Below are 11,930 nucleotides of genomic sequence, written 5' to 3' on the forward strand. Positions count from 1 at the left end.
GGCCATAGCGGGTGAAAGCCCCGTACACTCATGAGGTTTACAACATGACTATTGGTGTAGTCGGTCGTAAATGCGGTATGACCCGTATTTTCACCGAAGAAGGTGTCTCCATTCCGGTCACGGTCATTGAGATCGAGCCGAATCGCGTCACTCAGTTCAAAACCGAAGAAACCGATGGCTATCGTGCAGTGCAAGTCACTGTCGGCGAGCGTCGCGCTTCGCGTGTTACAGCCGCTCAGGCTGGCCACTTCGCTAAAGCGAATGTAGCCGCCGGTCGTACCGTCATGGAATTCCGTCTTGAAGAAGGCGAGTACCAGGCTGGCGATCAGATCAACGCTGAAATCTTCGCTGCTGGTCAACTGGTTGATGTAACCGGTCAGTCCAAAGGTAAAGGCTTCCAGGGTACGATCAAGCGCTGGAATTTCCGTGGTCAAGACAATACCCACGGTAACTCCGTCTCCCACCGCGTCCCGGGCTCTATCGGCCAGTGCCAGACTCCTGGTCGTGTATTCAAGGGCAAAAAAATGTCCGGTCATATGGGCGCTGAGCGCGTGACCGTGCAGTCCCTCGAAGTGGTGCGCGTGGACGCTGAACGCAATCTGTTGTTGGTCAAGGGTGCTGTTCCTGGCGCTACTGGCGGCAACCTGGTTGTACGTCCGGCAGCCAAGGCTCGCGGTTAAGGGGAAGCTGACATGCAATTAAATGTAAATGACGCTCAGGCAATCGAAGTTTCCGAACTGACATTTGGCGGCGAATTCAACGAGACGCTGGTTCACCAGGCAGTCGTGGCCTACATGGCTGGCGGTCGTCAGGGTAGCAAGCAGCAAAAGACCCGTTCCGACGTTCGTGGTGGCGGTAAGCGCCCTTGGCGTCAGAAAGGTACTGGCCGTGCTCGTGCCGGTACTATCCGTAGCCCAATATGGCGCGGCGGCGGTACCACTTTCGCAGCTCGTCCTCAGGATCACACTCAGAAGCTCAACAAGAAGATGTATCGCGCAGCTTTGCGCTCCATCCTTGCTGAACTGGTTCGTACTGATCGTCTGGTCGTGGTTCAGGATTTCGCTGTTGAAGCACCGAAAACCAAAGATTTGCTGAACAAGCTGACTGGCATGGGCCTGACTGACGTCTTGATCGTGTCTGACGCTGTTGACCAGAATCTGTACCTGGCTGCTCGTAACCTGCCGCACGTCGATGTACGTGATGTTCAAGGTTCCGATCCAGTTAGTCTGATCGCATACGACAAGGTGTTGATCACCGTGTCGGCCGTGAAGAAATTCGAGGAGCTGCTGGGATGAACCAGGAACGCGTATTTAAAGTTCTGCTTGGCCCGCACGTTTCCGAGAAGGCTACGGTTCTGGCAGACAAAAAAGGTCAGTTCGTTTTCAAGGTTGCTACTGACGCAACCAAGCTGGAAATCAAGAAGGCCGTCGAAAGCCTGTTCAGCGTGAAAGTAGAGCGTGTTACTACCCTGAATGTTCTGGGTAAGAGCAAGCGCACTGCTCGCGGTCTGGGCAAGCGTAATGACTGGAAGAAGGCAGTTATCTCCCTTCAGCCAGGCCAAGATCTCGATTTCAGCAGCAGTGCTGAGTAAGGAAGGGGTGCATCATGGCAATCGTTAAATGCAAACCGACTTCCCCTGGCCGCCGTTTTGTGGTCAAGGTGGTCAACCAGGAGCTGCATAAAGGCGCTCCTCACGCACCGCTGCTCGAGAAAAAATCGAAGACTGGTGGTCGTAACAACAATGGTCGTATTACTACCCGTCATATCGGTGGTGGCCATAAGCAGCATTATCGTCTGGTCGATTTCCGTCGCAACGACAAGGATGGCATCACTGCCACCGTCGAGCGTATTGAATACGATCCAAACCGTACTGCTCACATTGCTCTGCTGCTTTACGCAGACGGCGAGCGCCGCTACATCATCGCCCCTAAAGGCGTGAGTGCTGGCGACCAGCTGATTGCAGGTGCTTTGGCACCAATCAAGCCGGGCAATGCTCTTCAGCTGCGTAACATTCCAGTTGGTAGCACCGTACACGGCATCGAACTGAAGCCAGGTAAAGGCGCACAGATCGCTCGTTCTGCTGGTGCTTCTGCACAGCTGATCGCTCGTGAAGGTGTGTACGTGACCCTGCGTCTTCGCTCCGGTGAAATGCGTAAAGTACTGTCTGAATGCCGTGCAACGCTGGGCGAAGTCTCGAACTCCGAGCACAGCCTTCGTTCGCTGGGTAAAGCTGGTGCCAAACGCTGGCGTGGCGTTCGCCCAACCGTTCGTGGTGTTGCCATGAACCCGGTTGACCACCCACATGGTGGTGGTGAAGGTCGTACCTCTGGTGGTCGTCATCCGGTATCGCCGTGGGGCTTCCCGACTAAGGGCGCGAAGACTCGTGGTAATAAGCGTACCGACAAAATGATCGTCCGTCGTCGCAAGTAAATAGAGGGATACGACAGTGCCACGTTCTCTGAAAAAAGGTCCTTTTATTGATCTTCACCTACTGAAGAAGATCGAAGTGGCGGCGGAAAAGAATGATCGCAAACCGGTGAAAACCTGGTCGCGTCGTTCGATGATTCTGCCACAAATGGTCGGTTTGACCATTGCAGTGCATAACGGTCGTCAACATGTCCCAGTTCTCGTGAGCGAAGACATGGTCGGCCATAAACTAGGCGAGTTTGCCGGTACCCGCACATATCGTGGGCACGTGGCAGACAAGAAAGCCAAGCGTTAAGGGGTAAGGAACGATGGAAGTAGCCGCTAAGTTGTCGGGCGCTCGAATCTCCGCCCAGAAAGCCCGCTTGGTCGCCGACCAGATCCGCGGGAAGAAGGTGGGCGAAGCGCTCAACCTGTTGGCTTTCAGCAGTAAGAAAGCCGCCGAGATCCTGAAGAAAGTGCTGGAGTCGGCTGTAGCCAACGCCGAGCATAACGAAGGCGCAGACGTTGATGACCTCAAGGTCTCCACCGTCTTCGTCAACGAAGGGCGTTCGCTGAAGCGCATCATGCCACGTGCTAAAGGCCGTGCTGATCGCATCGTCAAGCGGTCTTGCCATATCACTGTCAAGGTTGCTGACAAGTAACGGAGTCGAAGAGATGGGTCAGAAAGTACATCCCATTGGCATTCGCCTGGGAATCGTCAAGGAGCACACCTCCGTCTGGTACGCAGACGGTCGGACTTATGCGGACTATTTGTTCGCTGATCTGAAAGTGCGTGAGTACCTCCAAGACAAATTAAAAAGCGCGTCCGTCAGCCGTATCGATATCCATCGTCCGGCTCAGACAGCACGTATCACCATCCACACCGCTCGTCCCGGCATCGTGATCGGCAAGAAAGGTGAAGATGTTGAGAAGCTGCGTCAGGACCTGACCAAGCAAATGGGTGTGCCTGTGCACATCAATATCGAAGAGATCCGCAAGCCGGAGCTTGACGGTATGCTGGTTGCGCAGAGCGTAGCTCAGCAGCTGGAGCGTCGTGTAATGTTCCGTCGCGCTATGAAGCGCGCTGTTCAGAACGCCATGCGCATTGGTGCCAAAGGCATCAAAATCCAAGTGAGCGGTCGTCTCGGCGGTGCTGAAATCGCACGTACTGAATGGTATCGCGAGGGTCGTGTGCCATTGCACACCCTGCGTGCCGACATCGACTATGCCAACTACGAAGCTCACACCACTTATGGTGTGATCGGTGTAAAGGTTTGGATCTTCAAAGGCGAAGTAATTGGTGGTCGCCAAGAAGAACTGAAACCACAAGCACCAGCGCCTCGTAAAAAAGCTGCTAAGTAAGGGGTACGCCAAATGTTGCAACCAAAGCGTACGAAGTTCCGCAAGCAGATGACCGGCCACAACCGTGGTCTGGCACTGCGCGGTAGCAAAGTCAGCTTCGGCGAGTTCGCGCTGAAGTCTGTTGCTCGTGGTCGTCTCACCGCTCGTCAGATCGAGTCAGCGCGTCGTGCTCTGACCCGTCACGTTAAACGTGGCGGCAAGATCTGGATCCGTGTGTTCCCGGACAAGCCTGTTACCAAGAAGCCACTCGAAGTTCGGATGGGTAAAGGTAAGGGTAACGTGGAGTACTGGGTTGCCCAGATTCAGCCAGGCAAGGTCCTGTATGAAATCGAGGGTGTTACTGAAGAGCTGGCGCGTGAGGCTTTCGCCCTGGCTGCTGCAAAGCTGCCGCTCGCCACCTCCTTTGTTAAGCGGACGGTGATGTGATGAAAGCGAATGAACTTCGTGAAAAATCAGCACAGCAGCTGAACGAGCAACTGCTCGGCCTGCTGCGCGACCAGTTCAATCTGCGTATGCAGAAAGCAACTGGCCAGTTGGGGCAGTCTCATCTGCTCTCGCAAGTTAAGCGTGACATCGCTCGCGTGAAAACTGTGCTCAACCAGCAGGCAGGTAAGTAATCATGGCTGAAGCCGAAAAAACTGTCCGTACGCTGACTGGCCGTGTTGTCAGCGACAAGATGGACAAGACCATCACCGTTCTGATCGAGCGTCGCGTAAAGCACCCGATCTACGGTAAATACGTTAAGCGTTCGACTAAGCTGCACGCGCACGACGAAACCAACCAGTGCCATATCGGCGACAAGGTCACTATTCGTGAAACTCGTCCGGTAGCCAAGACCAAGTCTTGGGCGTTGGTTGATATCCTCGAACGCGCTGTGGAAGTCTAAGGACTAGGGGTCGGAGAAATTATATGATTCAGACTCAATCCATGCTCGATGTGGCCGATAACAGCGGCGCACGCCGCGTTATGTGCATCAAGGTGCTGGGTGGCTCCCATCGTCGTTACGCTGGTATCGGTGACATCATCAAAGTGACCGTCAAGGAAGCAATTCCGCGCGGCAAGGTGAAAAAAGGCCAAGTGATGACTGCAGTAGTAGTCCGCACTCGCCACGGTGTCCGTCGTGCTGACGGCTCCATCATCCGCTTCGATGGCAACGCTGCTGTTCTTTTGAACAACAAGCAAGAGCCGATCGGTACCCGTATCTTTGGGCCAGTGACCCGTGAACTTCGTACTGAGAAGTTCATGAAGATTGTCTCGCTCGCCCCAGAAGTGCTCTAAGGAGATCCGACATGCAAAAGATTCGTCGTGACGACGAGATCATCGTGATCGCCGGTAAAGACAAAGGTAAGCGCGGTAAGGTGCTCAAGGTTCTCGCTGACGACCGTCTGGTCGTTGGTGGGATCAACCTGGTGAAGCGTCATACCAAGCCAAACCCGATGTCGGGCGTACAGGGCGGTATCGTCGAGAAAGAAGCGCCATTGCACGCTTCTAACGTCGCTATTTTCAACGGCGCAACCAACAAGGCAGACCGCGTTGGTTTCAAAGTTGAAGATGGCAAGAAAATTCGTGTCTTCAAGTCGACCCAAAAAGCGGTTGATGCTTGAACACTGCTAGGTAGAAGGCCATGGCACGACTAAAAGAGATTTATCGGAAGGAAATCGCTCCGAAGCTTAAGGAAGAACTTAAGCTTGGGAACGTGATGGAAGTTCCGCGCGTTACCAAAATCACCCTGAACATGGGTCTGGGCGAGGCGATCGGTGACAAAAAAGTCATCGAGCACGCTGTTGCTGACCTGGAAAAGATCACCGGTCAAAAAGTCGTTGTGACTTACGCTCGGAAATCCATCGCTGGCTTTAAAGTCCGTGAAGGTTGGCCGATCGGCGTCAAAGTGACTCTGCGCCGCGATCGTATGTATGAGTTCCTGGATCGTCTGCTGTCGATCTCCCTGCCTCGGGTTCGCGACTTCCGCGGCCTGAATGCCAAGTCCTTCGATGGTCGTGGTAACTACAGCATGGGCGTAAAAGAGCAGATCATTTTCCCGGAAATCGATTACGACAAGATCGATGCTCTCCGCGGTCTGGACATTACCCTGACCACCACTGCCAAGAACGATGATGAAGGTCGCGCATTGCTGCGTGCTTTCAAATTCCCGTTCCGCAACTGATTGGAGTAGGAAAATGGCCAAGAAGAGCATGAAAAACCGTGAGTTGAAGCGTCAGCTCACCGTTGCCAAGTACGCCAAGAAGCGTGCAGAGCTGAAAGCTATCATCGTTGATCTGAACGCAAGTCCAGAAGCGCGTTGGGAAGCTACCGTAGCTCTGCAGAAGCAACCACGTGACGCAAGCGCTGCGCGCATGCGTAACCGTTGCCGCATCACTGGTCGTCCGCACGGCGTCTACCGCAAGTTCGGCCTCGGCCGTAACAAGCTGCGTGAAGCAGCTATGCGTGGCGACGTTCCAGGTCTGGTTAAAGCCAGCTGGTAAGGCGACACCTCTCGCTTCGTCCCGCCGGTTGCGCAAGTCATCGGTCGGGATGGCGCCTGAATTTGAATCAAGCCCCTTTTGGGGCTTGATTCATTTCCGGGGTAGGACTAGAATTGTCGGCTCGCCTGAGCCCGTGTTTTCACTTGCCCGGAAGTTCTCGGCGATCAAGCTGTAGCCGCAAGGCTAATTATTTTGTTTTAGGAGCGTCTAGCCCATGAGTATGCAGGACCCGTTAGCGGACATGCTAACTCGTATCCGTAATGCCCAGATGGCTGAAAAGCCCGTCGTCAGCATGCCATCTTCCACGTTGAAGGTTGCTGTAGCAAAAGTCCTGAAGGACGAAGGCTACATTGCGGGTTATCAGATCAGCAGCGAAGTTAAATCCTCGCTGTCCATCGAGCTTAAGTACTTCGAAGGCCGTCCGGTCATCGAAGAGGTTAAGCGCGTCAGCCGCCCAGGCTTGCGTCAGTACAAGTCCTCCGATGATCTGCCGAAAGTTCGTGGCGGTCTTGGTGTGTCTATCGTCTCCACCAGTAAAGGTGTGATGACGGATCGTGCTGCGCGCGCTGCCGGTGTCGGTGGCGAAGTGCTTTGCACTGTGTTCTAAGGGGGGATAAGCATGTCACGCGTAGCTAAGAACCCCGTTAAGCTGCCATCAGGCGTCGAAGTCAAACTCGTCGGCCAGCAGCTTTCGGTGAAGGGTGCCAAGGGCACTCTAGAACTGATTATCCATTCGTCTGTTGAGATTGTTGAAGAAGCTGGTGAGCTGCGTTTCGCTGCTCGCAATGGCGATCAGCAAACCCGCGCAATGGCAGGCACCACTCGTGCACTGGTTAACAACATGGTCCAGGGCGTAAGCCAAGGCTTTGAGCGCAAGCTCCAGCTGGTCGGTGTTGGTTACAAGGCGCAAGCAAAAGGCACGGTCCTGAACCTTGCACTTGGCTTTTCGCACCCGGTGGACTATGAATTGCCGAATGGCATCACCGCTGAGACCCCCAGCCAGACCGATATCCTGATTCGCGGTATCGATAAGCAGTTGGTTGGTCAAGTGGCCGCTGAGATCCGCGACTTCCGCCGTCCTGAGCCTTACAAAGGCAAAGGTGTGCGTTACGCGGACGAAGTCGTCCGCCGTAAAGAAGCCAAGAAGAAGTAGGGCATAGCAAATGACCGTCAAAAAAGTTACCCGACTGCGTCGCGCTCGCAAAGCACGCCTGAAAATGCACGAGCTGGAAGTCGTGCGTCTCTGCGTGCACCGCTCTTCGCAGCACATTTATGCCCAGGTCATCTCGGCCGACGGCAGCAAAGTTCTGGCAAGCGCCTCTACTTTGGACAAAGAACTGCGTGATGGCGCCACTGGCAACATCGACGCGGCCACTAAGGTTGGCAAGCTGGTCGCCGAGCGCGCGAAAGCCGCGGGTGTATCGCAAGTCGCTTTCGACCGTTCTGGCTTCAAGTACCACGGCCGTGTCAAAGCGCTGGCTGATGCTGCTCGTGAAGGCGGGCTGGAGTTCTAAGTTATGTCAAATCACGACCAAAAACGCGACGAAGGCTACATCGAAAAACTGGTTCAAGTTAACCGCGTGGCCAAAACCGTAAAAGGCGGCCGTATCTTCACTTTCACTGCGTTGACCGTGGTGGGTGATGGTAAAGGGCGCGTTGGCTTCGGCCGTGGCAAGTCACGTGAAGTGCCTGCTGCAATCCAGAAAGCGATGGAAGCTGCTCGCCGCAACATGATTCAGGTTGACCTGAACGGCACTACATTGCAGTACGCAATGAAGTCTGCTCATGGCGCCTCGAAGGTGTACATGCAGCCTGCTTCTGAAGGTACCGGTATCATCGCTGGCGGCGCAATGCGCGCAGTGCTGGAAGTTGCTGGTGTTCAGAACGTATTGGCCAAGTGCTACGGTTCGACTAACCCTGTAAACGTGGTTCACGCCACTTTCAAGGGTTTGAAAGGCATGCAGTCTCCTGAGTCGATCGCTGCCAAGCGTGGCAAGCGTGTTGAGGAGATCATCTGATCATGGCTACCGTTAAAGTAACGCTGATCAAAAGCATGACCGGCCGCATCCCTAATCACAGATTGTGCATTAAGGGTTTGGGTCTGCGTCGCATCGGTCACACTGTAGAAGTCCTGGATACTCCCGAAAATCGCGGGATGATCAACAAGGCTTACTACATGCTGCGAGTCGAGGGTTAATCGATGAAACTCAATGATCTGAGTCCAGCGCCGGGTTCCCGTCGCGAAAAGCATCGTCCGGGCCGTGGTATCGGTAGCGGTTTGGGCAAGACCGGTGGCCGTGGCCACAAAGGTCAAAGCTCCCGCTCCGGTGGCACTATTGCTCCGGGCTTTGAGGGCGGCCAACAGCCGCTGCATCGTCGCCTGCCAAAATTCGGTTTCGTCTCCCTGAAAGCCATGGATCGCGCAGAAGTGCGTCTGTCCGAACTGGCTAAAGTGGAAGGCGATATCGTAACTGTGCAGTCCCTGAAAGATGCCAACGTGATTAACCAGAACGTACAGCGTGTGAAAATCATGCTGTCGGGCGAAGTTACTCGCGCTGTCACTATCAAGGGTATCGCCGCCACCAAAGGTGCGCGTGCGGCTATCGAAGCAGCTGGCGGCAAGTTCGAGGAATAAATGGCTAAGCAAGGTGCTCTCTCTGCGCTCGGCAAAGGCGGTATGTCTGAACTCTGGGCTCGTCTGCGTTTTCTGTTCCTGGCGATTATCGTCTACCGAATAGGCGCACACATCCCGGTTCCAGGTATCAACCCGGACCGACTCGCAGAACTGTTTCGACAGAATGAGGGGACCATTCTTAGCTTGTTCAACATGTTTTCCGGCGGTGCGCTGGAGCGGATGAGCATCTTTGCGCTGGGGATCATGCCGTACATTTCGGCGTCGATCATCATGCAGTTGATGACAGCCGTCAGCCCACAGCTGGAGCAGTTGAAGAAGGAAGGTGAGGCTGGCCGTCGCAAGATAAGCCAGTACACCCGCTACGGCACTGTGGTTCTGGCTCTGGTTCAAGCTATCGGCATGTCCGTTGGTCTGGCGAGTCAGGGCGTCGCGTTTTCTGGGGACCTTGGTTTCCACTTTGTGGCCGTAACCACCTTCGTGGCAGGTGCGATGTTCATGATGTGGCTGGGCGAGCAGATCACCGAGCGCGGTGTCGGCAACGGTATCTCGATGTTGATCTTCGCAGGTATCGTGGCTGGTCTTCCGAGAGCGATAGGGCAGTCTTTCGAGTCTGCCCGTCAGGGTGATATCAACATTTTCGCCCTGGTTGCAATCGGTTTGCTGGCAGTAGCGATCATCGGTTTTGTGGTGTTCATTGAGCGTGGTCAGCGTCGAATAGCCGTTCACTATGCCAAGCGTCAGCAGGGCCGCAAGGTCTTCGCTGCGCAGACAAGCCACCTACCGTTGAAAGTGAACATGGCTGGCGTAATTCCGGCCATTTTCGCGAGCAGCATTTTGCTGTTCCCGGCTTCGTTGGGGTCCTGGTTCGGTCAGTCTGAAGGTCTGGGCTGGTTGCAGGACATCTCGCAGTCGATCGCTCCCGGTCAGCCGTTGAATATTCTGCTGTTTAGTGCAGGGATTATTTTCTTCTGCTTCTTCTATACGGCGTTGATGTTCAATCCGAAAGACGTAGCGGAAAACCTGAAGAAGTCCGGTGCCTTTATTCCGGGTATCCGTCCAGGCGAGCAGTCGGCGCGCTACATTGATGGCGTTCTGACTCGTTTGACCATGTTCGGTGCTCTATATATGACGGCCGTGTGTCTGCTTCCCCAGTTTCTGGTGGTCGCGGCAAACGTACCGTTCTACCTTGGCGGGACCTCGTTGCTGATCGTGGTCGTGGTTGTGATGGACTTTATGTCGCAAGTGCAATCTCACCTCGTTTCGCACCAGTACGAATCCCTGATGAAGAAAGCCAACCTGAAGGGCTACGGTGGCAGCGGCGGTATGCTGCGCTGAAGCACCCCTAAGGTTCGAGGAGTTGGTGATGAAAGTTCGTGCATCGGTGAAAAAGCTGTGCCGTAACTGCAAGATTATTCGCCGCGAAGGTGTTGTTCGAGTAATTTGCAGCGCGGAACCACGTCATAAGCAGCGCCAAGGCTGATTGTGATTTGTGCTTAAGCCCAGCAGCTAGTGCGCTGCTGGGTTGATTATTTGTTACTACAGCGATATTATCTCGCGCCCTATTTCTTGGCTTCCGGGGCGTAGGTAGCTGTCAATTGGAGTCCCACTGAATGGCCCGTATTGCAGGCGTTAACATTCCAGATAACAAGCATACTGTTATCTCGCTGACCTACATCTATGGTGTTGGTCGCACCACCGCACAGAAAATTTGTGCAACCACCGGGGTCAACCCGGCGGTGAAAATCAAAGATCTGAGCGACGAGCAGATTGAACAGCTGCGTGGCGAAGTGGCGAAGTTCACCACTGAAGGTGACCTGCGTCGCGAAATCAACATGAAAATCAAGCGCTTGATGGACCTGGGCTGCTACCGCGGTCTGCGTCATCGTCGTGGTCTTCCAGTGCGCGGTCAGCGTACCAAGACCAACGCGCGTACTCGCAAAGGTCCGCGTAAGCCGATCCGCAAGTAATCGCTCCAGCGCAACGACAGGAATCTAGTCATGGCAAAACCTGCTGCTCGTCCTCGTAAAAAAGTTAAAAAGACAGTGGTTGATGGCATCGCCCACATCCACGCGTCGTTTAACAACACAATCGTCACCATTACCGATCGTCAAGGTAACGCTCTTTCGTGGGCTACCTCCGGCGGTTCGGGTTTCCGTGGTTCGCGCAAATCCACCCCGTTCGCTGCTCAAGTAGCTGCTGAACGTGCTGGCCAAGCTGCGCTGGAGTACGGTCTGAAGAACCTCGACGTCAATGTCAAGGGTCCAGGCCCAGGTCGTGAATCCGCTGTCCGTGCATTGAACGGCTGTGGCTATAAGATCGCCAGCATCACCGACGTGACGCCAATCCCGCACAACGGGTGCCGTCCGCCGAAGAAGCGCCGCGTGTAATCCAGGAGACTGTAAGAAATGGCTCGTTACATTGGTCCAAAATGCAAACTTGCTCGTCGTGAAGGCACCGATCTCTTTTTGAAGAGCGGCGTTCGCGCTATCGAATCCAAGTGCAACATCGAAGCAGCTCCAGGCATCCACGGCCAACGCCGCGGTCGCCAGTCCGATTACGGTACCCAGCTGCGTGAAAAGCAAAAAGTCCGTCGTATCTACGGCGTTCTCGAGCGTCAGTTCAGCGGCTACTACAAAGAAGCCGCCGGCAAGAAAGGTGCAACAGGCGAGAACCTGCTGCAACTGCTCGAATGCCGTCTGGACAACGTTGTATACCGCATGGGCTTCGGCTCGACGCGTGCCGAATCCCGTCAATTGGTTTCGCACAAGTCGGTTAGCGTAAACGGCAAAACCGTTAACGTTCCTTCTTATCAGGTTCGTGCTGGCGACGTTGTTGCTATCCGCGAAAAGGCTAAGAATCAGCTGCGTATTGTCCAGGCTCTCGATCTGTGTGCCCAACGTGGCCGCGTAGAATGGGTAGAAGTAGACACTGAGAAGAAATCGGGCGTTTTCAAGAACGTACCAGCTCGCAGTGATCTATCCGCCGACATCAACGAAAGCCTGATTGTCGAGCTCTACTCCAAGTAAGGGCTAGAAAATAGGTGC

General features: G+C 54.5%; 25 protein-coding genes. All 25 read left to right on the top strand.

Translation table 11 applies throughout. The features are described 5' to 3' along the window. Positions 1–44 precede the first annotated feature (44 nt). Positions 45–680 (top strand): 50S ribosomal protein L3, encoded by a 636-nt coding sequence (gene rplC, locus QRN38_RS24735; protein ID WP_004397052.1) that lies wholly within the window; start codon positions 45–47, stop codon positions 678–680. Between the two features lie 12 nt (positions 681–692). Continuing rightward, complete coding sequence (gene rplD / locus QRN38_RS24740) at positions 693–1,295, top strand: 50S ribosomal protein L4 (protein ID WP_002555489.1); 603 nt, start codon at positions 693–695, stop codon at positions 1,293–1,295. After that, positions 1,292–1,591 (top strand): 50S ribosomal protein L23, encoded by a 300-nt coding sequence (gene rplW / locus QRN38_RS24745; RefSeq protein ID WP_002555488.1) that lies wholly within the window; start codon positions 1,292–1,294, stop codon positions 1,589–1,591. The genes rplD and rplW overlap by 4 nt, the downstream gene beginning before the upstream one ends. Before the next feature lie 14 nt (positions 1,592–1,605). Continuing rightward, positions 1,606–2,430: a 50S ribosomal protein L2 gene (gene rplB / locus QRN38_RS24750; RefSeq protein ID WP_004397049.1), complete on the top strand. Its 825-nt coding sequence runs from the start codon at positions 1,606–1,608 to the stop codon at positions 2,428–2,430. A 16-nt stretch (positions 2,431–2,446) separates the two neighbouring features. Further along, positions 2,447–2,722, top strand: a complete 276-nt coding sequence (gene rpsS / locus QRN38_RS24755) for a 30S ribosomal protein S19 (RefSeq protein ID WP_004883670.1) — start codon at positions 2,447–2,449, stop codon at positions 2,720–2,722. Positions 2,723–2,735: 13 nt separating this feature from the next. Beyond that, entirely contained in the window at positions 2,736–3,068 is a 333-nt protein-coding gene (rplV, locus tag QRN38_RS24760; RefSeq protein ID WP_002555485.1) for a 50S ribosomal protein L22, read from the top strand. Between the two features lie 13 nt (positions 3,069–3,081). Next, on the top strand, positions 3,082–3,768 hold the full coding sequence (gene rpsC / locus QRN38_RS24765) for a 30S ribosomal protein S3 (protein ID WP_003176422.1): 687 nt from the start codon (positions 3,082–3,084) through the stop codon (positions 3,766–3,768). Between the two features lie 12 nt (positions 3,769–3,780). Continuing rightward, positions 3,781–4,194, top strand: a complete 414-nt coding sequence (gene rplP / locus QRN38_RS24770; protein ID WP_002555482.1) for a 50S ribosomal protein L16 — start codon at positions 3,781–3,783, stop codon at positions 4,192–4,194. Continuing rightward, entirely contained in the window at positions 4,194–4,385 is a 192-nt protein-coding gene (gene rpmC / locus QRN38_RS24775; RefSeq protein WP_002555481.1) for a 50S ribosomal protein L29, read from the top strand. Before rplP ends, rpmC begins: the two co-directional genes overlap by 1 nt. A gap of 2 nt (positions 4,386–4,387) precedes the next feature. Beyond that, a complete protein-coding gene (rpsQ, locus tag QRN38_RS24780; RefSeq protein ID WP_002555480.1) occupies positions 4,388–4,654 on the top strand; it encodes a 30S ribosomal protein S17 in 267 nt (88 codons plus the stop codon). Between the two features lie 23 nt (positions 4,655–4,677). After that, a complete protein-coding gene (gene rplN, locus QRN38_RS24785; RefSeq protein WP_002555479.1) occupies positions 4,678–5,046 on the top strand; it encodes a 50S ribosomal protein L14 in 369 nt (122 codons plus the stop codon). A gap of 11 nt (positions 5,047–5,057) precedes the next feature. Further along, positions 5,058–5,372 (top strand): 50S ribosomal protein L24, encoded by a 315-nt coding sequence (gene rplX, locus QRN38_RS24790; RefSeq protein ID WP_002555478.1) that lies wholly within the window; start codon positions 5,058–5,060, stop codon positions 5,370–5,372. 20 nt (positions 5,373–5,392) lie between these two features. After that, positions 5,393–5,932, top strand: coding sequence for a 50S ribosomal protein L5 (rplE, locus tag QRN38_RS24795; protein ID WP_004397032.1), 540 nt, complete (start codon positions 5,393–5,395; stop codon positions 5,930–5,932). A 13-nt stretch (positions 5,933–5,945) separates the two neighbouring features. Further along, positions 5,946–6,251 carry a 30S ribosomal protein S14 gene (gene rpsN / locus QRN38_RS24800; protein ID WP_002555476.1) on the top strand — a complete coding sequence of 102 codons (306 nt, stop codon included), beginning with the start codon at positions 5,946–5,948 and terminating at the stop codon, positions 6,249–6,251. A gap of 214 nt (positions 6,252–6,465) precedes the next feature. Continuing rightward, the gene (gene rpsH, locus QRN38_RS24805) at positions 6,466–6,858 is read left to right on the top strand and encodes a 30S ribosomal protein S8 (RefSeq protein WP_002555475.1); all 393 of its coding nucleotides are present in this window, start codon (positions 6,466–6,468) and stop codon (positions 6,856–6,858) included. Between the two features lie 12 nt (positions 6,859–6,870). After that, positions 6,871–7,404, top strand: a complete 534-nt coding sequence (gene rplF, locus QRN38_RS24810; protein WP_005768939.1) for a 50S ribosomal protein L6 — start codon at positions 6,871–6,873, stop codon at positions 7,402–7,404. A 10-nt stretch (positions 7,405–7,414) separates the two neighbouring features. After that, positions 7,415–7,765, top strand: coding sequence for a 50S ribosomal protein L18 (gene rplR, locus QRN38_RS24815; RefSeq protein WP_002555473.1), 351 nt, complete (start codon positions 7,415–7,417; stop codon positions 7,763–7,765). A 3-nt stretch (positions 7,766–7,768) separates the two neighbouring features. Then, a complete protein-coding gene (gene rpsE, locus QRN38_RS24820; protein WP_003317099.1) occupies positions 7,769–8,269 on the top strand; it encodes a 30S ribosomal protein S5 in 501 nt (166 codons plus the stop codon). 2 nt (positions 8,270–8,271) lie between these two features. Further along, a complete protein-coding gene (rpmD, locus tag QRN38_RS24825; protein ID WP_002555471.1) occupies positions 8,272–8,448 on the top strand; it encodes a 50S ribosomal protein L30 in 177 nt (58 codons plus the stop codon). A gap of 3 nt (positions 8,449–8,451) precedes the next feature. Then, positions 8,452–8,886: a 50S ribosomal protein L15 gene (gene rplO, locus QRN38_RS24830; protein WP_002555470.1), complete on the top strand. Its 435-nt coding sequence runs from the start codon at positions 8,452–8,454 to the stop codon at positions 8,884–8,886. Then, on the top strand, positions 8,887–10,221 hold the full coding sequence (secY, locus tag QRN38_RS24835; protein WP_002555469.1) for a preprotein translocase subunit SecY: 1,335 nt from the start codon (positions 8,887–8,889) through the stop codon (positions 10,219–10,221). A 28-nt stretch (positions 10,222–10,249) separates the two neighbouring features. Further along, positions 10,250–10,366: a 50S ribosomal protein L36 gene (rpmJ, locus tag QRN38_RS24840; protein WP_002555468.1), complete on the top strand. Its 117-nt coding sequence runs from the start codon at positions 10,250–10,252 to the stop codon at positions 10,364–10,366. Between the two features lie 130 nt (positions 10,367–10,496). Beyond that, positions 10,497–10,853, top strand: a complete 357-nt coding sequence (gene rpsM / locus QRN38_RS24845; protein ID WP_002555467.1) for a 30S ribosomal protein S13 — start codon at positions 10,497–10,499, stop codon at positions 10,851–10,853. A 30-nt stretch (positions 10,854–10,883) separates the two neighbouring features. Beyond that, positions 10,884–11,273 (top strand): 30S ribosomal protein S11, encoded by a 390-nt coding sequence (gene rpsK, locus QRN38_RS24850; RefSeq protein ID WP_002555466.1) that lies wholly within the window; start codon positions 10,884–10,886, stop codon positions 11,271–11,273. An 18-nt stretch (positions 11,274–11,291) separates the two neighbouring features. Then, positions 11,292–11,912, top strand: coding sequence for a 30S ribosomal protein S4 (gene rpsD / locus QRN38_RS24855; protein WP_002555465.1), 621 nt, complete (start codon positions 11,292–11,294; stop codon positions 11,910–11,912). The last annotated feature ends 18 nt before the right edge of the window (positions 11,913–11,930 follow it).

The sequence above is a fragment of the Pseudomonas sp. CFBP2511 genome, assembly GCF_030209255.1.
In the GTDB taxonomy this organism is placed as follows: domain Bacteria; phylum Pseudomonadota; class Gammaproteobacteria; order Pseudomonadales; family Pseudomonadaceae; genus Aquipseudomonas; species Aquipseudomonas avellanae.